This is a genomic window from Zoogloea sp. JDB1, from assembly GCF_056724025.1.
This window is the reverse complement of the sequence record NZ_CM161496.1, coordinates 742,300-763,655: the sequence shown is the minus strand read 5'-3', so window position 1 is coordinate 763,655 and position 21,356 is coordinate 742,300. Positions and strand designations below refer to the sequence as shown.

At 64.8% G+C, this 21,356-nt stretch carries 18 protein-coding genes; 6 read left to right on the top strand and 12 right to left on the bottom strand.

The genetic code is table 11. From position 1 onward, the window contains the following. Positions 1-6: 6 nt before the first annotated feature. On the bottom strand, positions 7-1,830 hold the full coding sequence (locus AC1PPK_RS03340; protein WP_481116436.1) for a DUF1302 domain-containing protein: 1,824 nt from the start codon (positions 1,828-1,830) through the stop codon (positions 7-9). Positions 1,831-2,153: 323 nt separating this feature from the next. Continuing rightward, the gene (locus tag AC1PPK_RS03335; RefSeq protein ID WP_481116435.1) at positions 2,154-3,017 is read right to left on the bottom strand and encodes a bile acid:sodium symporter family protein; all 864 of its coding nucleotides are present in this window, start codon (positions 3,015-3,017) and stop codon (positions 2,154-2,156) included. A 74-nt stretch (positions 3,018-3,091) separates the two neighbouring features. Here AC1PPK_RS03335 and AC1PPK_RS03330 point away from each other — a divergent pair, with 74 nt between their 5' ends. Both AC1PPK_RS03330 and AC1PPK_RS03325 read left to right on the top strand, forming a co-directional pair. Next, positions 3,092-3,883, top strand: coding sequence for a helix-turn-helix domain-containing protein (locus AC1PPK_RS03330; RefSeq protein WP_481116434.1), 792 nt, complete (start codon positions 3,092-3,094; stop codon positions 3,881-3,883). A gap of 189 nt (positions 3,884-4,072) precedes the next feature. Further along, positions 4,073-4,912: an HDOD domain-containing protein gene (locus AC1PPK_RS03325; RefSeq protein WP_481116433.1), complete on the top strand. Its 840-nt coding sequence runs from the start codon at positions 4,073-4,075 to the stop codon at positions 4,910-4,912. A gap of 304 nt (positions 4,913-5,216) precedes the next feature. On the opposite strand, the gene AC1PPK_RS03320 is transcribed toward AC1PPK_RS03325, so the two are convergent. The 8 genes from AC1PPK_RS03320 to AC1PPK_RS03285 all read right to left on the bottom strand — a co-directional run bounded on the left by AC1PPK_RS03320 (position 5,217) and on the right by AC1PPK_RS03285 (position 14,366). Next, positions 5,217-5,660 (bottom strand): GNAT family N-acetyltransferase, encoded by a 444-nt coding sequence (locus AC1PPK_RS03320; RefSeq protein WP_481116432.1) that lies wholly within the window; start codon positions 5,658-5,660, stop codon positions 5,217-5,219. Between the two features lie 484 nt (positions 5,661-6,144). After that, positions 6,145-8,049, bottom strand: a complete 1,905-nt coding sequence (locus tag AC1PPK_RS03315; protein ID WP_481116431.1) for a DUF1989 domain-containing protein — start codon at positions 8,047-8,049, stop codon at positions 6,145-6,147. Next, complete coding sequence (locus AC1PPK_RS03310; protein WP_481116430.1) at positions 8,046-8,576, bottom strand: flavin reductase family protein; 531 nt, start codon at positions 8,574-8,576, stop codon at positions 8,046-8,048. The genes AC1PPK_RS03315 and AC1PPK_RS03310 overlap by 4 nt, the downstream gene beginning before the upstream one ends. Positions 8,577-8,590: 14 nt before the next feature. Continuing rightward, positions 8,591-9,973, bottom strand: coding sequence for an acyl-CoA dehydrogenase family protein (locus tag AC1PPK_RS03305; RefSeq protein WP_481116429.1), 1,383 nt, complete (start codon positions 9,971-9,973; stop codon positions 8,591-8,593). A 56-nt stretch (positions 9,974-10,029) separates the two neighbouring features. Beyond that, positions 10,030-11,106: a heme-dependent oxidative N-demethylase family protein gene (locus AC1PPK_RS03300; protein WP_481116428.1), complete on the bottom strand. Its 1,077-nt coding sequence runs from the start codon at positions 11,104-11,106 to the stop codon at positions 10,030-10,032. Between the two features lie 31 nt (positions 11,107-11,137). Then, positions 11,138-12,088, bottom strand: a complete 951-nt coding sequence (locus tag AC1PPK_RS03295) for a PDR/VanB family oxidoreductase (RefSeq protein WP_481116427.1) — start codon at positions 12,086-12,088, stop codon at positions 11,138-11,140. Continuing rightward, complete coding sequence (locus AC1PPK_RS03290; RefSeq protein WP_481116426.1) at positions 12,085-12,666, bottom strand: dimethylamine monooxygenase subunit DmmA family protein; 582 nt, start codon at positions 12,664-12,666, stop codon at positions 12,085-12,087. Before AC1PPK_RS03290 ends, AC1PPK_RS03295 begins: the two co-directional genes overlap by 4 nt. Positions 12,667-12,677: 11 nt before the next feature. Beyond that, a complete protein-coding gene (locus tag AC1PPK_RS03285) occupies positions 12,678-14,366 on the bottom strand; it encodes an APC family permease (protein WP_481116425.1) in 1,689 nt (562 codons plus the stop codon). Between the two features lie 184 nt (positions 14,367-14,550). On the opposite strand from AC1PPK_RS03285, the gene AC1PPK_RS03280 reads away from it, so the two are divergent. Continuing rightward, entirely contained in the window at positions 14,551-15,432 is an 882-nt protein-coding gene (locus AC1PPK_RS03280) for a TorF family putative porin (RefSeq protein ID WP_481116424.1), read from the top strand. Between the two features lie 83 nt (positions 15,433-15,515). Here AC1PPK_RS03280 and AC1PPK_RS03275 read toward each other — a convergent pair whose 3' ends face one another. Then, positions 15,516-16,805, bottom strand: a complete 1,290-nt coding sequence (locus AC1PPK_RS03275; protein WP_481116423.1) for an ATP-binding protein — start codon at positions 16,803-16,805, stop codon at positions 15,516-15,518. 190 nt (positions 16,806-16,995) lie between these two features. Here AC1PPK_RS03275 and AC1PPK_RS03270 point away from each other — a divergent pair, with 190 nt between their 5' ends. Beyond that, positions 16,996-17,502 (top strand): acyl-CoA thioesterase, encoded by a 507-nt coding sequence (locus AC1PPK_RS03270; RefSeq protein ID WP_481116422.1) that lies wholly within the window; start codon positions 16,996-16,998, stop codon positions 17,500-17,502. A 5-nt stretch (positions 17,503-17,507) separates the two neighbouring features. Next, the gene (locus AC1PPK_RS03265) at positions 17,508-18,176 is read left to right on the top strand and encodes a hypothetical protein (RefSeq protein WP_481116421.1); all 669 of its coding nucleotides are present in this window, start codon (positions 17,508-17,510) and stop codon (positions 18,174-18,176) included. Positions 18,177-18,197: 21 nt separating this feature from the next. Here AC1PPK_RS03265 and AC1PPK_RS03260 read toward each other — a convergent pair whose 3' ends face one another. Continuing rightward, on the bottom strand, positions 18,198-20,333 hold the full coding sequence (locus AC1PPK_RS03260; RefSeq protein WP_481116420.1) for a methyl-accepting chemotaxis protein: 2,136 nt from the start codon (positions 20,331-20,333) through the stop codon (positions 18,198-18,200). A gap of 388 nt (positions 20,334-20,721) precedes the next feature. On the opposite strand from AC1PPK_RS03260, the gene AC1PPK_RS03255 reads away from it, so the two are divergent. Continuing rightward, positions 20,722-21,210 carry a DUF3617 domain-containing protein gene (locus AC1PPK_RS03255; RefSeq protein ID WP_481116419.1) on the top strand — a complete coding sequence of 163 codons (489 nt, stop codon included), beginning with the start codon at positions 20,722-20,724 and terminating at the stop codon, positions 21,208-21,210. The last annotated feature ends 146 nt before the right edge of the window (positions 21,211-21,356 follow it).

Genomic DNA, 21,356 nt, shown 5'->3' with positions numbered 1-21,356 from the left:
TGATTGTTAGAAACTTGCACCGATGGACAGATTCACGAAATCGCGATCGCGCATCGGGTCGTACGTGCCGCCCCATGCCGACTGCGCCGTCACATCCACCCAGTATTTCTTGTTCATGATGGCGCGCACCGAGAGATTCATGATCTTGCGCCCCTGATTGAATACGCCTTCGTCGGACCATCCCTTGACGTCCTGCCCGAATGAAAGCGTCGGCACCAGGTCGGCTCCCGGGATTACGCCGGCGTAGCGTGCGCTTCCGCGCAAGCGATAGCCCCACATGGTGCTCGAGGCAAAGCCGTCGGTGCTGCACTGGGCCGAACCCTTCGTCGAGCCGCCCTGGCAGACGCCGCCGATGGGGCCGATTCCGAATACGGTGGCCCGGCCATAACGCATTTCATTGACGTCGGGCAGCCCATCCACATGCCGGACGCCGACTTCGCCATACAGCGTGAACTCCTGCGCACCGATCACATTGTCGAAGGCGTGCGTGGCAGCCAGCTGCAATTGGCTGACCTTGAAACGGTCGAAGCCGTGGAAAGGCTGTCCCAGCGGCGCATTCTGCGCAGCGGAACGCAGCGGTGTCGCTGCGCTGTAGCTGGCAAAAGCATTCAATATGTCGGGGCCATTCAGGGAAACGGGCTGGTTGGGGCGATAAGTCAATTCACCCGAGATCCTCGTCTTGCCGATCTGGCTATTGAAGCCCAGGCCAAAGACCCTGATATCTTCCGGATACTCCAGGAAATAGCTGACGTTCGAGCCGAACGGATCGCCATTGATCAGCGGGTTGGTCGGGTTCGTGCTCTTCGTCACCCCGATCAGGCCCATGCGCGAGGCGTAATTGGCGTAATGCAATGAAAACTGGGTCTTGATCGGCTCCAGCGTGAAGCGATAAGCCAGGCCGTATTGGCCGTGGTCACTGGCGTGGAGATTGCCGGGGCGGGTCAGATACTGGCCGATGAGGTCGCGTGATGCATCCGAACCCGGTCCGACATAGACCTTGTTGCAGCCATCCGCCTGAAAGTCGGCGGGGCTGGCGAATGTGCCGCACAAGGGCAGCGCATTCTCGGCTCGTCCCAACTGGTAAAAGGCTTCCACGCTGCCCAGATCCGCCGATGCCGCCTTCAGCGCGATCATCGGGAAAGGACGGAAGATTTCGCCGGGCAAGGCGCCAGGCCTGGCCGCCGCCGCGAAATCCCGCGGCTGGAGGGCAGAAAGGCCGCCGCCGAAAGCGAATCTCTCGCCCCAACCGGTCAATACCTGATTGCCGATGGAGACATCCGAGGCCACGGTGCCGAGCCGCATCTTGGCCTTCACGTAGGCATCGAGCAGGCTGATTCCCGACGCCCGCGCCAGCGAACTTGCGCCATGCTGGCCCAGCGCTTCGCCCGCTGTGTATCCGTTGATCGAATTGCCATAGGGAACGCCGCCGTCGCTCAACTGGTAGTCGTACCAGGCCTTGGCCTTGACGACCCCTTCGAATACGTCGCCTTTCAGGGACGATTCCAGCAGAACTTTCGCGATCGTGGAGGTCTGGTCGCCGCGCTTGAAATTCAGGTTGCCGTCGTCGTTATTGCGCCCCGTTGCGCCGCTCGTATTTCCACTGCGACCGATGGTTGCCGCGTTGTTGTTATTGAGGAGTTCGGCACTGGGCGACGAGGTCCTGAATTGCGTGCCGATTGTCATGTCGGCTTTGAAGCTTCCGGCCGCACCGGCCACTTCAAAGTCTGTCGCCGCATAGGCATTGTTCAGCGCGAGTCCGCAGGGAATGGCAAGGCGAATGAAATCCGCCGGCCTGAGGGCGTGGCGCCCGCATGGCAGCTTGGTCTTCAACTGATTGTCTCCTCGTTATTTTGTTTTTTGGGCCGCTTGATTCGATCGTCTGTCGTTTTGGAGGGATCACCTTCCTGCGGTGAGAGGCCCGTCTGCCACGTAGCGACGATGAAGCTGTTTTTATTCAGCCCGTGTCACGGAAAAATCCGGCTTAATCAGCCACGGCTTTTCGTGGGATTCAGTTTTTCAGCGATGTGTCGCTTGCACAATCGACAAGCGCGTCCGTGTCACCAGGTGAAACCATGTACCGATGCACGTGCTTCTCGACTTGTGTGCGTCGGGGCTTTTTGCTACGGCCAGGTTACATGCGAGGAGGGGGCCGGCTATTCCGCGGGCGTGAACCGACGCCGATAGATGAGCGCCCAGGCGAGCGTCAGGAGGCCAATCGATTGCGCGTAAACGGCAATCATTGCGGCCAGCTCGGGGCGATGGATGATGTCTTCCGCTAGGATCAAGGCCAGTGGCACATTGTGCACGCTGGACTCGTTGGCCACGGCGAAGCGCGCGTCGGGGGCGAGACGGCTGAAACGCGAAAACAGGTGGGCGCAGGCCAGCATGGCCAGACAAAGCGTCAGGGCCGCCGGGACCATCTGGCTGAAATGGGCGATCAGTACCTGGGCGTTTGCAATACAGACGATGACGAGAATGAGCGTCATCATGATGCCAGTGCCGGCTCGTGCCCATCTGCTGATCCGCTCAACAGATCGGCCAGCAATACGCTGAATGGCGAAGCCGCTGACAATCGGCATCACGATGATGAAGGCGATATGGGCCAGCGTCTCTGCAACAGGCAAGCGGATAGCTGTGTTCTCCTCGGCCAGAAGCGCAAAACCTGCGCTGGCGATCAAGGGCACGGTGACCAGGCTGACGAGCGCATTGATCACCGTCAGCGACACGGATATGTCGATGCGTGCCCCGGCAAAATGCACGATGGCATTCGCGATTGGCCCGCCGGGGGCGGCTACAATCAAAACAATGCCCAACGCTATTTCGCTCTGATCGTGAAACAGCAGGGCGACCGTGAATCCCACCAGGGGAACGACAAGATTCTGGGCCGCCAACCCCACCCATAGCGGCAAGGGATTTCTGAGGAGGTATCGCCAGGAGGCCAGCGGAAAATCCAGTCCGACGCAGAGCATCATCGTGACGACACAGGCCACCAGAAGTGCTTGGAGATCGGCATGCATGGGCGTGACTTCCTGAGGCCGGGTCGATGAATTTTCTGATTTAATCTCGAGATTTGTCAAACGGGCCGACGGTGATGAAGACCATCAACACGCTGGAACGCGGGCTGCTTGTACTTCAGGAACTGGATGAGCTGCGCGGGCAGTCCCTTGCCGAACTGTACGAGAAAACGGGCATCCCCAAGGCCACGCTGCTCCGCATCCTCGAAACCCTCCGGAAGAGCCGCTTCATCTGGCGTGCGATGGGCGATGGATGCTATCGCCGCACGATCTCGATTGCAGCGCGCCGGCAACTGGACGAACGGACCCTGCAGCTTGCCGAGATCGCCGCTCCGTTTCTCGTCCAGTTGCAGAAAAAGGTCATCTGGCCCTCCGACCTGACGGTTCCTCGGGAGGGCTGCCTGGAACTTGTCGAAACCTCGCGCCGCTACGCCGGGCTCGGTATCGCGGAATACGAGCTGGGCTATAAGGTCGATATGTTCCTGGCGGCCCCCAGCCGCGCCTATCTTGCCTTTTGCCGTGACGAACAGCGCGAGGCCGCGATTGCCCGCGCGCGCGCCAACCCGCCTGCGAATCCCCGCAGTCGTCAGGTGCTGGAACGGGAACTGGACGCAATGCTTGCCGAGACCCGCGCACAGGGTTACGGCGCCCGTGATCCACTGTTCGGCGGATCGGACCTGGACAAAAGCTTGCGTGACGACCAGCTCGACGCCATCGCCGTACCCATCTTCCATGGCGATGACGTGATCGCCTGCATCAGCCTGCTGTGGCCGCGCAAGTTCCAGCTCCGCGCAAAGCTGGTCCAGGCCCATCTCGCCGACCTGAAGGAGTCGGCTACGGCGATCGGTGCAGCGCTTGCTGTCAGCTGAGCCTTTGCTCTACCTCGTGCCAAAGCGGTTGCCGGGCGCTCGCACAGATGAAGCGGTGCAAGTCCAACGAGGTGTGGCAGGTATGACGGTTACAGGGGGCATGAAGCTGGATGTTCTCTGATTGCGAGTTTTATTCTGTAAAAATGGTATTTTTGTTAAAATTATCGTTTTTCAGGATTCCGCGTCGCCATGGAGTCTCCCGACCACGCCACGCTCGACCGCCTTCTGCGCGGAGTCGACATCCCGCCCTGTCCTGCGGTTCTGCTCTCCCTGCAACAGGAAATTGCCTCCCCGAACGGTTCGCTGGGGCGCATCGCACAAATCGTGGGCACCGACGTTGCGCTGGCAGCCTCGGTGTTGAAGGTCGCCAATTCCCCCGCTCTGGGCCTGTCACGCCACGTCGGCAGCATTTCCCAGGCCGTGTCGGTATTGGGTATGCGGGCGCTTTCCGCATTGACGGCCGGGATCATGCTGCGCGCCGCGCTCTCCGGTGGCAGCAGCCTTTACCTCGAGCGCTTCTGGGACTCCGCCGCGCGCGTTGCAAGCTTGTGTGCGAACCTGAGCCGCGAGTTCAAGGGCGTGCCGACCGAGATGGCTTATTCCTTCGGCCTGTTCCACGACTGCGGTATCGCCGTGCTGATGAAGCGCTTCCCGAGTTACACCGAGACGCTGGAGAGTGCCAGTGCGGCCTATGACCAGAGTTTCACCAGCGTCGAGGAAGCGCACCACGCGACCAACCACGCCGCGGTCGGCTACTTCCTGACGCGCACCTGGGGCCTGCCCAAGGAGATCAGCAAAGCCACGCTGCTGCATCATGACCTGTCGATCTTCGATGGCGATGCCGACCATACCGCCGCGCAGGCGCGCACCCTGGTGTCCTTCGCGACCCTTGCCGAGCATATCGCGCACAGCCAGCGCTACCTCACCGATGACACCAACTGGAGCCGTGGCAAGTCCGCAGTGATGGCCCACCTCGGCATCTCCGAGCAGGACGTCTGCGATCTCAAGGAAAGCTATTGCGACCTATGAGCGTCGCCGTGCTGTGCGAAGTATCTCGCGCGGCGCCCCTTGTTGAGCGCGACTTTTTGGATGAAATGAAAGCCTGCCTTGACCATGCTCTCGTGCTCATAGAACCGATGTGCATCCCCCCTTTTTCATGCCTGAATCGAGATGGATCTGCGAGCAGGTTTGGCTCGCAGCATATCCCCTGAGTCAGGTGATCAGCTTGGCGGCATGGCTCTGGGATCGATGGTGCGGATGAACCGAAAGGCTATGCAGGGAGTCGTTCAGCGGCTCCTTTGGGGATTGGACGACTCCGACGCAAGGGGCGTATTCACAGAATCCGGTGGTACGTGAGGAACACCTGATCCCTTTCGTACCCGAGAGATGTGTAGAGCCGTTGGGCGGAGGTATTGGTCGTGGCGGTTTCGAGTGTCAAGCGTTGGTATCCCTGCTCCTTGGCGTGCTCAATCAGGTACGAAATCAGGACTTTTGCATAGCCCTTGCGCCGCGCTGAAGAATCGACGAACAAATCCGACAGATACAGGAAGGGCTTCATGGACGTTGAGCAATAGGTGGCATAAAGCTGGGAAAATGCCACCACTTGACCATCATCGTCCTGGAGCAGGAACACGAGCGAACGGTTTTCGGAGATGTTGGCCTTGAGAAATGCGGTTGCTCCGGCCAGATCGCTAGGCTGCTCGTAGAACATTCTGTACTTGTTGAACAAATCTGAAGCGGGGAGCAGATGTTCCGGCGTGCACTGGAAGATTTTCATGATGGATTTCAGTTTGCAGCTTGTAGAAGATGGAGGGCCCGTTGTTCTTGGGCTGGACCTGCATCGATATCTTTATGGTGTATGACTAGGTCATTGTCCGTCAACATCCAGGTTTACTGCCCGCCGTCACGACACTGCGTCCTGCTATCTTCATCTTGTTGCGTGAACAATCGATGTTGAGTCTTCGGCATCGAGCATCAGTGCCGCATTGCTCACCATTCCAGCGTCAACTTCTTAATAGCGCCCCAGTGCATTCGATGTTGGCCACACAGTATTGAACTTGATGCACTGAACATCGAACATTCCGTCGTCAACATGGAGTGCGCGCCAGCCGACATCGAATGTGCACCACGCAACATAGACCTCGCTGCCCGCAACATCCTTCGTTCACAGCAAACATCCCCAAGCAGCCATGGCCACTTGGGGACGCGGGGGGACAACATGAACCGAGCGGCGGGCTAGGTGCCCAACGCAGCGGATACCATCAAGCCCTGACCCGCGATTTCGTCGGGTCGTAGTGCGGAAATGCGACGACTTTTGCGTCCAGCCGTTTCCGGTGCCCGTCCAGTTGACCGACCTGCAGTTCGGTGTCGAGGGCGGAATAGGCGACATCCACCCGCGCCAGTGCGATCTGTGTGTCGAGGACCGGTGAGCGGGTGGTGCTGGTGATTTCGCCGACCCTGGCGCGGCCGACGTAGAGGCCGTCGCCGTGGCTGGCGGCTTCGTTGCTGGCGATGGCGAGGCCGATCAGTTTGCGACGGGGGTGGGCCTTGCGTTCTTCGAGGGCGGCCTTGCCGATGAAATCGTCCGGCTTCGACAGTGCGACGGTGAAGCCGATGCCGGCTTCGAAGGGGTCGGTCTGGTCGCAGAATTCGTGGCCGGCGAAGGCGAGGCCGGCTTCGATGCGCAGCATGTCGAGGGCGTCGAAGCCGAGCGGTACGATGCCCAGCGGGGCGCCGGCCTCCATCACGGCGTTCCACAGCGCGGGGCCGTCCTTGGGGGCGCACCACAGCTCAAAACCCAGTTCCCCGGTGTAGCCGGTGCGCGAGACGATCAACGGGATGCCGGTGGGGCCGCCGAGGCGCGCGGAAGCGAAGCGGAACCAGCCGAGTTCGTCCGGCGTCGGTTGCAGCGGGCCGGTCCACAGGATCTTCTTGAGCAGTTCGCGGCTGCGCGGGCCTTGCACGGCGAGGTTGTGCAGCGCGTCGGTGGCTTCGCGGATGTGCACGTTGAAGCCCGCCGCGGCGGCCTGTTCCTTGAGCCACAGGCCGGTGGTGTCTTCACCGCAGACGAAGCGGAATACGTCGCGGCCAAGGCGGAACACCGTGCCGTCGTCCATCATGCCGCCGTGGGCGTGGCAGACGGCGGTGTAGACCACCTGGCCGACGGCCAGCTTGCGCAGGTCGCGGGTCTGCACCTTCTGCAGCAGGGCTTCGGCGTCGGGGCCGGTGACGTCGAACTTGCGCAGCGCCGACAGGTCCATGACCGCCACTTTCTCGCGGCAGGCCCAGTATTCGGCGAGGGTGCCGTGGCCGACGAAGCTGCGCGGCAGCCAGTAGCCCTTGTAGTCGATGAAGTCGCGGGTGAGGATTTCGGTCGCCGGCGCGAAGGCGGTCGGCCGGGTCAGGCGGACGGGGGAGTCGGGTGTCATGCGGTGGGCCATCGCGCGGGGGAAGGAATGGGCAGCGTCGTAGATACGCGCCTCGATGTCGGTGGGCTGCCAGGCGTTGGCGGGGTCGATGTCGTCGGCGCAGGACGATACTGCCACCACCAGGTCCTTCAGCGCCCTGAGCAGCACGTAGTCGCCGGGCCTGGACCAGGGTTCGGCGAAGCCGAGGCTGCCGCAGGGCTGGATGAAGGTGTTGTAGAAGAAGTTGATGGCCGGCCAGCCGGCGCGCGGGCGGATGCCGAAGTCCGTCAGCGCTGCGTTGAAGTTGTCGCTGCAGTTGGCGTGGCCGGGAAAGCCGGCGTCTTCGTAGTACTTGGCGGTGCACGCCAGCGCGAAGGCGTCGTGGCGGCCGACGGTGTCCTGCACGGTTTCGAGCAGCGGCTGCATGCGCGCGTCGAAGTACTTGGCGTGGAGGCCGGGCTGGGGATAGGCGGCGCCGGCCAGGGTGCGCGTCACCGTCGGGTCGAGGCCCCATTCCTCGCCGGCGGCCAGGGCCGCGGCGTCGAAGGCGAGGAGGTCGGAGCACTGGCGCCCGTCCACGTCGATGACCTGAATGTATTGCCCGGCCTTCACCGTGAAGGCGCGGGCGCTGGCGGCGGTGACGCGGATCACCGCCAGCGGTTCGGGAAAGGCCTGGGCGAGGCGCGGTTCGGCCTCGGCGGCGAGCAGGAAGGGGTCGCCTTCCTGCGCCACGTCCGCGGGCGGGACGAGGTCGTTCATGCGCACACCTCCCGCTCGGCCAGGCGCCGGTAGCTGCCGCCGGCGAAGACCAGCGGCTCGCCGTCGCGGCAGCGCAGTTGATGGACTTCGGCGACGAAGATGGTGTGGTCGCCGCCGGGATACTGGGCGAAGGGCTGGCATTCGAATGTGGCCAGCGCCCCTTCGATCAGTGGCGCGCCATGCTCGCCGGCGCCGTAGACAAGATCCACCCACTTGTCGCCGCCACCCCGTGCGAAGCGGTTGGACAGGGACTCCTGCTCGTCGCCGAGCACGTGGATGGCCAGCGGCCCGCCGGCGGCGAAGGCTTCGCAGCAGGCCATGTTCTTGGCCAGGCTGAATAGCACCAGCGGCGGGTCGAGGGATACGGAGTTGAAGGAGCTGACGGTCGCCCCCACTGGCCGGCCCTCATCGTCCCAGGTGGTGACGATGGTGACGCCGGTGGGGAAGAGGCCGAGGACCCGGCGGAACAGGCGCCCGTCGAAGGGTGCCCGGTGGGCGGCGATGGGCTGGCTGGTGGTGGCGTGCATGGCGGCGGGGCTCCTTAGGCTTGCGCCTCGGCGAGGAGCTTGGAGGCGAAGGCAGCCTTCTCTTCCTTGCTCATCTTCTTCAGTTCGTTGTTGAGGACGCGCTGGTTGACCGACTGGTTCCAGTAGTCCAGCACCTCGAAGCCGAGCAGCGCGGCCTTGCCGACGAACTGGCGCAGCACTTCGTTGGTGGGGCCCATCACCCAGCCGGCCTTGCCGTCGCGCAGCAGGCGCTCGATGCCGAGAGCCGGCTTGTAGCCGGTGCCGCCGCAGGCGTGGAGCATCTTGTCCACCACGAAGGTGACGTTCTTGGAGGCGAAGAACTTGACCTGCCACAGCCAGTTGAGCAGCTCGGTGCGCGGCAGGTGGTCGATGGTGGCGTGGGCGGACCAGTCGCAGTTGTTGGTCTGCTCGTCCAGCGCCTTGGCGGCCAGGTACACGTAGCTGCGGCTGGCGTTGGTGTCGATCAGGCACTCGCCGACGTAGTCCTGGATGGTCGGGTAGTCGGCCACGCGCATGCCCACGTCGTTATGCACCTTGCGGGTGGTGTGGTTCTTGGTGATGTCCATCGCGGCGAGGCAGATGCCGTTCCAGCAGGCCGAGGAGCACACCAGGAAGAAGGGGTCGACCACTTCGTCGTTGGACTTGGCGCCGTCGCCGATCGGGCCGACCAGCGCGTCCGGGGCGATCTCGACGCCGTCCACCGCGATCGGGCCGGACTGGTTGCCGCGCATGCCGAGGCCGTCCCAGTTGGCCGGGTCGGCGTGGATCTGGTCCTTGGTGACCAGGAAGCAGGACAGGTTGGAGTAGTCGCCGCCGAAGTCCGGCGAGGTGGTCTGGATGATGTACCAGTCGGCAAAGCCGCCGGAGGTGGTCCAGGACGCCTTCTTGAAGACCTTCCAGCCGTTCTCGGTGCGTTCGGCGCGGGACGACATCGGGTACCAGAAGTGGGAGCCGGTCTCCGGATCGGAGTAGGACAGGGTGCCGATCAGCACGTCTTTATCTACCCGGCGCAGGATGTCCTTCAGGCGCTCGTTGTCGTGGTGGCGCAGCAGCGCGGCGGCGCAGGCGCCCAGGTGCATGGTGTAGCACATGGCGGTGGACGGGCAGCCGTAGCGGGCGATGGTTTCGACCACCATCGCGGCGCACAGGTGGCTTTCACCGCGGCCGCCGAGCTCCTTCGGGATGGTCAGGCTCATCAGGCCCATGGCGGCCAGCGCCTCGAAGTTCTTGCGCGGGTAGATGTACTTCTTGTCGCTCTCGATGGCGTTGGGGCGCAGCGTGGTTTCGCACAGGGCGATCAGGTCGGCCTGCAGGGCCTTCTGCTCGGGGGTGAGCAGCCACTGGGGGCTCCATTCGGAACCGATGCCGGTGGGAGTCATTTGGGTGATGGCGTTCATGGCTGTTTCCTTTTGTGGTTTCGGGGTGTCGTGGAATGCGGATTTGCAGATGCGTTTCAGCGGGGGCTGAGGGTGGTGATGCCGGCCTCCGTGCCGACGGGCAGTTCGCGGCCGTCGTCGTGCTGGGCCAGCCATTCGAGGGCGGCCGGGAGGTAGCGGGTGAGACCCTTGTATTCGACGAGCTGGGGCGGCAGCGTGGACAGCACCCGGTGCAGGCGGGCGCCCCACTTGGGCACGCGGGCCAGGTCTTCGAGGGAGGCCAGGTAGCAGCGGATCGGGAACAGGATTGCGTTGCTGCGCGGCAGGCGCCACAGGGTCTGCAGCTCGACGCGCAGGTGCACCTTCTGGCCGGCGTTGTCGGGGGTGACGCTGGCGCGGTCCGGGCCCCACTCGGGGTAGCTCTCCGGCGAGGTGTCGAGGCGCGGGTTGATGCTCATGGTCCAATTGAGGCGGCGCACCGGCTGGCCGAGGCGCAGCATCAGCAGGTATTTCAAGGCGCGCTCGAAGACGCCGGCCTGGTGGGCCAGCGGTACCGGGCCATGCCATTCCATGAAGCTCATGCCGACGTCGAACTCCAGTGACCAGTCGGCCTGGGAGGTGACCATGCCGGCGTCCATGTAGAGGTTGTCGTCGCGCTGGTCGCAGATCGCGAAGTCGCCCTGGGCCTGGCGGGTGATGTACTCGAAGGGTTCGCAGGGCAGGGTCTCGGCGTTGCCGAAGACGAAGCTCTGCTCGATGCCCAGCGGGCGGTTGATCCAGGTCCACCGGCTGCCGAAGTCGTCGCCTTCCTTGATCAGGGAGAACTGCTCCGGATAGTCGGCCGACAGGCTTTCCATCAGCAGCTCCAGGGTGTCCCACTGGGCCATCATCATGTGCGGCAGCACCTGGCAGCGGCCGGGGTCGCGTTCCAGCGTGATGGCCTTGTCGCGGCACTCGGCGATGTAGTGCTCATCCACGTCGAAGGGGCGCAGGAAAACGTCGCTCGGGCCACTGCGCACGTGCGGCTCGATGTTGACGCTGTACATGTAGCGGTCTTCCGGGAAGGGGAAGGGGAAGCGCAGCACGGCGGCGTCGCTGTTGCGGTAGCTGTAGTCGCCGCGGAAGGTTTCTTCGGGTTTGAAAGCGATGCTCATGTCGATCTCCTCGGGGGCGCTCAGGGGAATTTCACAGGTCCAGAACCAGCCGTCCGCTCCGCGCCCGCGACACGCAGGGCAGGATCAGGCGGCCGGCTTCCCGCTCGGCGGCGGACAGGTAGTGGTCGCGGTGCTCGGCTTCGCCGTCCAGCAGTGGCGTCACGCACACGCCGCAGGCGCCGCCGCGGCACAGGCAGGGGGCTTTGACGCCGATCCGCTCGATGGCTTCGAGCAGGCTCTCGTCCTCGCCGACGCTGACCTCGACGCCGGACTTGGCGAGGAAGGCGTGGAAGGCTTCGCCGCCGGACAGGGCGCTGCCGAAGTGCTCGCAATGGACATGGCTGGCTGGCCAGCCGGCGGCTGCGGCAAGTTCCAGCACTTCGTCATTCATGGCGGCCGGGCCGCACACATAGAGGTGGGTGCCGACCGGTTGGGCGGCGAGCAGGGCAGGGATGTCGAGGCGGCGGCCGTCGGCGTCCCAGTGCACGCTGACGCCGCTCTTGCCGGCCAGCCAGGGGTCGAAGACGTGTTGCTCGTCCTCGCGGCAGCACAGGTGCAGCGCGTAGTCAGCGCCGCCGAAGGCGAAGTCGGCCAGGTAGGACAGGAAGGGCGTGATGCCGATGCCGCCGGCGATCATCAGGTGGCGGCGGGCGGTGCGCACCGGGGCGAACAGGTTGCCGGGCCAGCCGGCTTCCAGCACGTCACCGACCTTGAGCTGCTCGTGGATGAATGCCGAGCCGCCGCGGGAGCTGGGCACGCGCCGCACGATGATCTCGTAGGCGTCGCGGGCGCCGGGGCGGCTGATCAGCGAATAGGCGTTGCGGTGGGTCCGCGTGGCGCCGTTCAGCACGAGCTGGAGGTGGGCGCCGGCCGCCGCCGGGGGCAGCTTGCCGCCGTCCGCCGCCACCAGGCGCAGGTGGCGCAGGCTGGGCGAGATGGCGCTGGCGGCGGCCACCTTGAGCCGGAGGGTTTCGCCGATCATGCGAAGCTCTCCTCGACGGCCGGCACTTCGCCGGGGGCTTCCGCATCCACCATCACGCCCATGAAGGCGCCGAGGCGGCGGGAGAAGTGGTCGCGCACCAGCAGGTGGCGGTGGCAGCCGGCACAGTTGGCGATGCTGGTGGTGACGTTTTCGGTGACGGTGTGGCAGTGGGTGCACCACACCCGGCGGCGCAGGCTGCCGGCGTGGTGCAGGTGGATCTGGTCGGCGCTGAAGCCGATGATTGCCGCGGCCTTGGCCACCGACCACAGGAAGGGCTCGGTGCCCTGCACGTAGAGGCGGTCGCCGATGCCGTAGCCGCGGGTGGCACAGGCGAAGGCATCCACCACGTCGGCCACGTCGGGCAGGCGCCAAACCTTGCCGAGGCCCAGGCCGCCGGCCTGGGTGCCGACCAGCCAGGTGTGCAGCTGTTCTTCCACCGGTGCGAAGGTGCCGGCCAGGGAGTCGAGGCGGCCCGGCAGCACGGTGTCGCCTTCGACGATCAGCAGGTGCTGGCTGCCGGACAGGTCCGGCTCCAGCTGGGTGTAGATGGGGCGGCTCTTGATGTCGGAATGCAGCATGGTCGTTCTCCTCAGATCACCGCACAGGCGTGGGCGATGGCCACCACCGCGGCGCCGCCGGCGAGGGTCAGGTAGGGCAGGATGCCGGCGCGGGTGCCGACGCCTTCTTCGCTACCAAGGTGCATGTCCTCCTGCATCGCGGCGGGGAACTGGCCCTTGTCGGTGACGTAGTGGCGGTACAGGAAGACCGGCACGATCAGCGCGGCGACGAGCAGGCCGGAGGCCAGCGTGCCGGCGCCCCAGATGTCGGCGCCCATGCCCATCAGCCACAGGTTGGCGAAGGCCAGCACGGTGCCGATGGCGATCAGCCACAGCGGTGCCTTGAACGGGCGCGGCCAGCTCGGGCGGTCGAGGCGGTGGATCCAGGCGGCGTTGAGGTTGAGGAAGTTGAAGAGGATGTAGCAGACGTTGGAGATGGCCAGCACGAAGACGTAGTCGGACATCAGCAGCAGGATCAGGTTGAAGCCGAGGTCGGTCCACATCGCCGGGATCGGCGCGCCGTTGGCATTCACGTGGGACAGATACTTGGGCAGCCAGCCGTCGGCGGAAGCCTGGTAGAGGGTGCGCGAGGAGCCGGCCATCGAGGTCATGATGGACAGCACCAGGGCCAGCACCAGCATCGCCATCAGCACGTGCTCGACCAGCGCGCCGCCGCCCAGCATGTGGGCCATGGCGTGGGCGACGCCCATGCCGCTGTAGATGTCCGGCGACAGGATGCCGTCGTAGACCGCCGGGGTGACCACGTTGCCGGCGGCGTCCTTCACCTCCGGCGTGACCAGCTGGCCGAGGCCGATGTTGCCCTGGAAGGCCAGCGGCACGACGGTGAACACGAAGATGCATAGCAGGCCGGAATACAGAATGGCCTTGAAGGTGTCGGTGCGCGGGTCGCGGAATTCGCGGGTGTAGCACACCGCAGTCTCGAAGCCGTAGGTGGACCAGGCCGCCATGAACAGGCCGCCGGCCATCAGGGTCAGGCCGCCCATGTCCCAGGCGCCGTCGATCACCGCACCGCCGGCGTCCTTGGCCAGCGGAAACAGCGGGGTCAGGTTGGCGGCCGGCACATCACCGGAGAGCAGCGGCCACAGGCCGATCAGCATCAGCGGTGCCAGCGCGGCGATGCCGAGCACCATCTGCATGCGCGCCGCCTGCAGGATGCCGCGGTGCTGGATGGCGAAGGCCGCAAGCAGCACCGCCGCGCCGAGCACGAAGGTGGCGTTGATGCGCAGGGACAGGCCGCCCTTGATGAAGCCCAGGTCGAGCAGGGTGATTTGCCAGGTGTTGATGGCCGCGTCCGGCGCGAACAGGATCGACAGGATGTAGCCCGCCGCCAGCCCGGAACCGATGGCCAGCACAGGCGACCAGGCCAGCCAGTTGCACCACACCGACAGCGGCGCCAGCAGCTTGCTGTAGCGCACCCAGGCCACCGCCCCGTACACCGAGGCGCCGCCGGATTTGTGCGGGAACAGGCCAGCGATCTCCGCGTAGGAGAAGGACTGCAGGAAGCCGAAGGCGATGGAAATGATCCACACCGCCCAGGACGGCTTGCCTACCGTGGCGGCAATGGAGCCGATGGAAAACAGCACCAGGGCCGGGACGCCGCTGGCCACCCAGAAGGCCCCGGCCCAGCCGATCTTGCGGTGGAGCGTTGCGCTCGCACCGCCGATGCCGCTCGCTACGGCATCCACTGTCGTCGTGTTCATCTGCGTACTCCTCGATGTCGAAAAAATGCGATGGGACTGCAATGGCCTGCACTGTCCGCCGCCGGGCGGGGGGCGAACAATTCGACTTTGGGAGTAGGTCCGAGGGGGAATTGAGGGAGTAGGCGCGCGGGCGTGAAATGGCTGCCATCCCAACACCGACAGAGGCAAAAGCATGAAAACCGGCATGAAACCCGCGAAGAAGACCGCCCTACGGAATGCTGTCCGGCACCTTGGCTACTGTGCGCTGCCGGCCATCGCCGCCGCCGCGCTGGCCGCGCCGGCCCATGCCGAGGACGCACCGGCGCCCGCTCCGGAACTGACCAGCAACATCGGCGTAGTGTCGGAATACGTGTTCCGCGGCATCCGCCAAACCTGGGGCAACCCGGCGATCCAGGGTGGCGTGGATTACGCCCATGCGTCCGGCCTCTACGTGGGTACGTGGATGTCCAACACCAGCGGCAACCTTTACGCCAACGCCAACATCGAGGTCGACCTGTATGGCGGCTACCGCGGTGCGGTGGGCGATTTCGCCTACGACGTGGGGGTGCTGCAGTTCATCTTCCCGCAGGCCAACTACGACAAGATCACGCCGGCCGGCAGCTATGCCAAGAAGACCTACGACTCCACCGAGTTCTACCTCTCCGGCACCTGGCAGTGGCTCAACCTGAAGTATTCGCGGGCGATGACCAATGTGGGTTACTTCGGGTTCACCGACAACAACGCCGGCCCCGGCGCCTTCCCCAACAAGCCGGGGGCGGGCGTGACCGGCAAGGACACCACCGGCTCCTGGTACATTGAAGCCAACGTGAACTACGAGTTCCTGCCGACATGGACCGCCACGCTGCATGCCGGTCGTCAGACCATTGCAAATTCGAAGGGCTTGGACTATTCCGATTACAAGGTCGGTGTCACCAAGGCCATGCCGGGTAGCTGGACGCTGGGCCTGGCCTATACGACGACGGCCGGTGCCGATTACTGGAAGAACTACCCCAGCGTGGCCGGCAACGGCACCACCAAGGACATGAACGCCGGCACCTGGATCGCGTCGGTCAACCGGGTCTTCTGATCCGGGCTCCGTTTCTCCTCAGGCAAGTTGGCACCTGATTCGGCCCGTTGGTGACAGCGGGCCGTCTTTTTTACCTGAGGCGTCTAGGCGTGCTCGGTGGGCGCCTCGATCGGCAGCGTGACGGTGAAAGTGCTGCCTTTGCCGACTTCGCTGCTCACGTCGATGCGGCCGTGATGGCGGTCGACGATGCCCCATGAAAGGGACAGGCCGAGACCGGTGCCCTTGCCGATCGGCTTGGTGGTGTAGAAGGGCTCGAAAATACGCTGCAGGTCTTCCGGCGGAATGCCCTTGCCGGTGTCGCTGACGCTGATCTGCACCATGTTGTCGCCGCTGCGCCGGGTGGCCAGGGTGATCGTGCCCTGGCCTTCGATGGCCTGGGCGGCGTTGATGATCAGGTTCATGAACACCTGGTTGAGCTGGGACGGCAGACAATAGACCTGCGGCAGTTCGCCGTAGTCCTTGACCACCGAGCAGTGGTACTTGAGCGCATTGGCGGCGATGTTGAGGGTCGATTCGAGGCCGGCGTGCAGGTCGGCCCAGTGCCAGTCGGCGCTGCCGGTGTGGGAATAATCCTTGAGGTCGCTGACGATCTTGCGGATGCGGTCCACGCCGTCGGCGGATTCCTTCAATAGTTGTAGGGCGTCTTCCTTCAGGAAGTCATAGTCGAGCTGGCGGCGCAGCGCCTCGACGGCCGCAACGGCCTCGGGCGTGCTGGTAGCCAGCGCCGCCTCGTAGGCGTCCACGATGGCGAACAAGTCCTGCAGGTAACGCTCCAGGCTGCCCAGGTTGGAGCCGACGAAGCCGATCGGGTTGTTGATCTCGTGGGCGACACCGGCTGCGAGCTGGCCGAGGGAGGCCATCTTCTCGGACTGCAGCAACTGCATCTGGGCGGTTTCGAGGGCCTTGGCACCGCCTTCCACCTTGTGCCGCAGGCGCTGGTTGTTCTTGTCCAGCATGTCGCGGGCGGCCTTGGCTTCCAGCTGAGCACGCACCCGGGCGCGCACGACGATCGCGCGGATCGGCTTGTGGATGTAGTCGCAGGCGCCCAGCTCGAAGCCGCGCTGCTCGCTGTCGTCATCGATCAGTGCGGTGACGAAGATCACCGGAATGGTGGCAGTGCGGGGATCGCGGCGCAGCAGCTGGAGGACTTCGAAGCCGTCCAGGTCCGGCATCATGATGTCGAGCAGGATCAGGTCGGGCGGCGGGTCCTGGACCGCCGCCTGCAGGGCTTCCGTCCCGTTGGCGGCCTTGATGACCGTGTAGAAGGGTTCGAGGACGCGGCCCAGCACCAGGCGGTTCACCGGCTCGTCGTCGACGACGAGCACCACGCTGCGGGTGGTGCGGGGAGGCTGCATGCTGTCCTGGGCATTCATGGAGGCATCCAAGGTGCTGGCGGAATAGGTAGTGCCGTTTTTCGAGGGACATGTGCTGCGGGGTCGGCCCGTCGACATGTCTGTAGGTTTCGTGCACGACAGGATGCCTGATTCCGCGCGGTGCGGGGAGACATCCCGCGTGACCGCGTTTATCCTGAACTCCATGCTTGCAGACCCCACGGAGACAACAATGAATTTCCCTGCTCACCAGCTGACCATGACGGTGCTGATGACGCCGGACATGGCCAACTTTTCCGGCAACGTGCATGGCGGCGCCATCCTCAAGCTGCTCGACCAGGTGGCTTACGCTTGCGCGGCGCGTTATTCGGGCTGCTACGTGGTGACCCTGTCGGTGGACCAGGTGATGTTCCGCCAGCCCATCCACGTCGGCGAACTGGTGACTTTCCTGGCGTCGGTTAACTACACCGGCAACTCGTCGATGGAGATCGGCGTGAAGGTCATCGCCGAGGATATCCGCACCCAGGTCGTGCGCCATGCCAACAGCTGCTTCTTCACGATGGTCGCCGTGGACGAGAACCGCAAGCCGGTCAGCGTGCCGCCGCTGCGTGCCTTCACTCCAGACGAGAAACGCCGCTATCAGGCTGCCCAGGCCCGCAAGGAGCTGCGCAGGGAACTGGAGCAGCGCTACACGGCGCTGCGTGATGGCCTGGTGGAAGGCCTGCGCGGCGAAGGCTGACGCCCATGCTGCCCTTTTCTCCGGCGGAGGTTGCGGAGCTCCTCAAGTGGTTGGCGGACCATGGCATCTGGGACATGCTCACCACGCTGGCGGCGGTGTCGATCGGCGTCTTCATCCGGACCTGGTATCGCCGCCGGGTGCCGGGCTTCTCGGTGCATGTCACCTACTCGGTTGGCACGGGGCATCCCCTCTACCCGAATACCCTCAACTTCGAGGTGCGCAATCTGCGTGACGCCCCGCTGCTGGTGCTGAATCCCAACTTCCGCTTCGGCCGCCGGCTCAAGGCGGGCAATGCGGCCCATGGCAACACCGCAACGGGCGACTACGAGATCAAATTCCGGCCGATCGACGCCAAGGGGGCGGTGAGCGACTGGAAGAGCTACACCACCATCATGCTGCGCCACCGGGATGCTGCGTTTGCGTATGTGCCCTTCGACGACGGGCTCACCGAAGCGGATCTGCAGGGCCTGATCGAGGCAGGAACGCTCGGCAAGCTTACGCTCAACGTGGTACTGATCCGCGACCCGGACCCGCAGGTGGTGGCCATGTCCATTCCCGTGCGGCGGATCACCCGGGCCGCCCACAAGCCGCCCCTCGGCGGCGATGCCCATCCCAAGGCCGCGCCGCTGCCGCCGGTCGAGCCCGGGCGGGCCGACGGGGCGGCGGCGGATTGAAGCCGGGTTCCAGGTCGCGCTTCAGGCGACCTGGAACTGGCCCATGGTCTGTTCCAGCTTGCCGGTCGCAAAGCCGGTGAGTTCGGCGCTGCGCGCCGATTCCCGCGTGGCGTGGCGCATCGCCTCGGCGGCGGAGGAGATGGACTCCACCCGGTCGCCGTAGGCATGGGTCGCCGCGGCGATCTGGTTGATGGTGATGAACAGGCGCTCGACGACCGCCTCGATCTCCCGCTTGTCGGTGCTGGCGGCGGTGGCCAGGCGCAGGCCTTCCTCCATCTCCGACATGCCACTTTCCATCGTGCGCACGGCTTCCTCGGCCTGGCTCTGCACGCCGTCGATCATCTCGCGGATGTCGGCGGTGGCGCCGCGGGTGCGTTCGGCCAGTTTGCGCACCTCGTCGGCCACAACCGCGAAGCCGCGCCCGGTCTCGCCGGCGCGGGCCGCTTCGATCGCTGCGTTGAGGGCCAGCAGGTTGGTCTGATCGGCGATCTCGTTGATCAGCGTGACGATGCGGCCAATCTCCAGCGCGCGTTGTTCGAGCTGGCGGATCGTTGTCGCCGACAGGTTGACCGAGCTGCGGATGCCCTGGCTGCGGGCTTCGACCAGCGCGAATTGTTCGCGCGCCTCTTCGCTGACGCGCTGTACGACTTGTTGCATGGTAGCGGTGTTGGTGGTGGCGGCGTCGATCTCGCTGAGCTGCACACGGATCGCGTTGAGGATGTCGTCGATGGCGCCCTGCATGCTCGTCGACACCTGGTCCGCGTGGCTGTTCTTCTGCAGCATGTTGCGGTTGGTATCGCCGATTTCGCTGGTGGTCTTGGCGACCTGACGGATCATCTGTTCCAGGTTGTCGATGAAACTGTTGGCCCACTGGGCCAGCACGGTGGCCTCGTCGATACGTTCGCTGGCCCGCGGCAGGCGTTGGGACAGATTGCCGCCGCCTTCGGTGGTGGAACGCAGCACGCGGGTCGCTTCGCGCAGCCGCTGGCTGACCGGCATGCAGCCCAATTGGTGGAACAGCGCCGCACCGACCAGTTGCAGCGCCAACCCGGTGCCGAGCACGGCGGCCTGGCCGAGGCCGGCCAGCTCGGCGAGCAGGCCGGCGACACCCCAGCTGCCCAGGGTGATCGCCATGTACAGGCGCAGCAGGCGGAAAGGGATGCTGCGGTAGCGGTAGACCTCTTCCAGGTCGGCCTCGCACATCATCCCCCAGGTGTCCGGCGAGCCGGGCAGGCGGAAGGTGACGCCCTTGCCGATGACCGGCACATGGCGGTAGTCGGAATAACCCGGGTAGGTGACGAAGAGGTTGTCGCCCTTGCGGATCGTTTCGCGCACGCCGGGGTGGAGCTGGCCGGTGGCCGGGTCGTTGAAGATCAGCTCCAGCTCGGTGTGTTCCTGCACGCGCACGGTGCCGAAGGCCGTGCGCACACCATCCTTCAGGTTGTCGCCGCCGGTGAAGGTGGCGTCCTCGAAGCGTGAGCGGGACAGGGCCGTGCCGGGGGCGATCTGCGGATCGAACACCGACCTGACCATGAACAGGTAGTTGTCGCCGGACTCGTGGAAGATGTGGCCGGCCTCGCGCTGGATCAGGTCGCCGATCACGTCGTTGGGCACGCGGCCGCACAGGGCGCCGACGATGCTGCCGTCCACGCTGATCGGCTGGTAGAACATCAGCGTCACCGCGTCGTGGAAGCGGGACGTGGACTGGGGCAGGCTCTGGGTGACGGGGTCGCGGTAGGGGCCGTGCAGGAAGCGTCCAGCCAGCCCGGCGCGCAGCGGCGCGGTGGCGGCCACGCGGGAGCCGGCGCGGCCCTTGGCGGTGGAGCCGATGATCATGCCCTGCTGGTTGACGACGAACAGTTCGGAAAAGTCCTCGGCGCGCTCGCGGCGCTGTTGCAGCAGGCGGGCATCCACGTCCGGCCAGCTGCCGGCCAGTTCGCGGGCCAGCCCTTCCAGGTGGGCCCACTGCTGGTCGGCCCAGGTGCTCAGGATACGGACGCGGGTCTGCGCGAAGGCCTCGAAGGTCTGTTCGATGGCGGGGTAGCGATGCCGGTTGCGGGACGTGGCCCAGCCCATGGCGATCTTGCCGGTCCGGCCGAACCACGGCAGCCAGGCTTTCTCCGCGCCGCTGAGGGACATGTTCTGACTCTTGAGCATTGACTGATTCCTGCTACAAAAACTAAGCAGGATCGTTAGCAAGAGCTGCGCCTGTTTTGCCCTAAAGAGTCGTAGCGGCCTGCACCGCCTTGGTGAATCAGGTGCTTAGGACTTTGCGTTATGCAATATATTTCCCCTGCCGGCGTCACGGAAATTCACACATATGCACCATATGTGTGCGGTTTTTGGCCGACATCCAGTATTTGATACCCACAAAGGGGTATTTGCACCGCAATGGTGCCAGGTGTCGTCGGGGGTTTCCCGGCCGGACAGGTGGTCCGGCAGGCCGGAAAATGTCACGGCCGACGGGCGTCCTGTGGCGTGGGCCGGAAGCCGGCGGTCCGTGGCACCATCCTTCCGTTCATCCATTCCCCGGCCGGAGGTTTCCATGTCAGTCCGTACCCTGTACTGCGCCGTCGTCCTGCCCTTGGTTCTGACTGGCGTGCCTGTGCTCGCCAGTCCCACCATTCAGCCGGGGGGCTGGAAGGTCAAGACGGTGGTCACCGCGCGCGAAACCCCGGCCAGTCCGGTCCGCACCGTATCGGAGATGAATACGCAGCTCTGTCTAACACCCGCCTTTCTGGCCCGCGATCCCTATCTGACGCCTGGCATCGATCAGGACAAGATGGAGAAGCAGGGCGCGCACTGCCGTATTTCGGATGCCACCCGCAGCGAGGCCCAGGCTGGCTGGAAGATGAGTTGCACGATGGCCGACGGCAATTCGGTGGAGATGCAGATCCACAACACCGTGGCGCCGCGTCACCTGCGTTCCGAGGTCCAGCAGCTTGTCCATAAGGGTGGCCAGGACGTGCAGATCCGTATCACGATGGATTCGGTGTATGAAGGGGCGTGCACCAAGGACATGCTGCAGTTGTGAGCCGGTGGTGGTCTCGGTGCGGCAAGCTGCTGAGAACTCGTGGATCATGCGCGGGTCTGTTCGGCGCTGATGAACACCACGGCGGCCCGGCGCCTGGGCGAGCAGCGTGTGGTCTGGCCGCGTCAGTTTCGGGAGGTGTTCGTTGC

Bases quoted from the DNA above. Each gene is read 5' to 3' on its own strand.
- AC1PPK_RS03295 (WP_481116427.1), bottom strand. From the start codon at position 12,088: ATGATCGGCGAAACCCTCCGGCTCAAGGTGGCCGCCGCCAGCGCCATC.
- AC1PPK_RS03265 (WP_481116421.1), top strand. From the start codon at position 17,508: ATGCTGCCCTTTTCTCCGGCGGAGGTTGCGGAGCTCCTCAAGTGGTTG.
- AC1PPK_RS03325 (WP_481116433.1), top strand. From the start codon at position 4,073: ATGGAGTCTCCCGACCACGCCACGCTCGACCGCCTTCTGCGCGGAGTC.
- AC1PPK_RS03320 (WP_481116432.1), bottom strand. From the start codon at position 5,660: ATGAAAATCTTCCAGTGCACGCCGGAACATCTGCTCCCCGCTTCAGAT.
- AC1PPK_RS03255 (WP_481116419.1), top strand. From the start codon at position 20,722: ATGTCAGTCCGTACCCTGTACTGCGCCGTCGTCCTGCCCTTGGTTCTG.
- AC1PPK_RS03285 (WP_481116425.1), bottom strand. From the start codon at position 14,366: ATGAACACGACGACAGTGGATGCCGTAGCGAGCGGCATCGGCGGTGCG.
- AC1PPK_RS03270 (WP_481116422.1), top strand. From the start codon at position 16,996: ATGAATTTCCCTGCTCACCAGCTGACCATGACGGTGCTGATGACGCCG.
- AC1PPK_RS03335 (WP_481116435.1), bottom strand. From the start codon at position 3,017: ATGCATGCCGATCTCCAAGCACTTCTGGTGGCCTGTGTCGTCACGATG.
- AC1PPK_RS03260 (WP_481116420.1), bottom strand. From the start codon at position 20,333: ATGCTCAAGAGTCAGAACATGTCCCTCAGCGGCGCGGAGAAAGCCTGG.
- AC1PPK_RS03305 (WP_481116429.1), bottom strand. From the start codon at position 9,973: ATGAACGCCATCACCCAAATGACTCCCACCGGCATCGGTTCCGAATGG.
- AC1PPK_RS03290 (WP_481116426.1), bottom strand. From the start codon at position 12,666: ATGCTGCATTCCGACATCAAGAGCCGCCCCATCTACACCCAGCTGGAG.
- AC1PPK_RS03310 (WP_481116430.1), bottom strand. From the start codon at position 8,576: ATGCACGCCACCACCAGCCAGCCCATCGCCGCCCACCGGGCACCCTTC.
- AC1PPK_RS03300 (WP_481116428.1), bottom strand. From the start codon at position 11,106: ATGAGCATCGCTTTCAAACCCGAAGAAACCTTCCGCGGCGACTACAGC.
- AC1PPK_RS03315 (WP_481116431.1), bottom strand. From the start codon at position 8,049: ATGAACGACCTCGTCCCGCCCGCGGACGTGGCGCAGGAAGGCGACCCC.
- AC1PPK_RS03280 (WP_481116424.1), top strand. From the start codon at position 14,551: ATGAAACCCGCGAAGAAGACCGCCCTACGGAATGCTGTCCGGCACCTT.
- AC1PPK_RS03275 (WP_481116423.1), bottom strand. From the start codon at position 16,805: ATGAATGCCCAGGACAGCATGCAGCCTCCCCGCACCACCCGCAGCGTG.
- AC1PPK_RS03330 (WP_481116434.1), top strand. From the start codon at position 3,092: ATGAAGACCATCAACACGCTGGAACGCGGGCTGCTTGTACTTCAGGAA.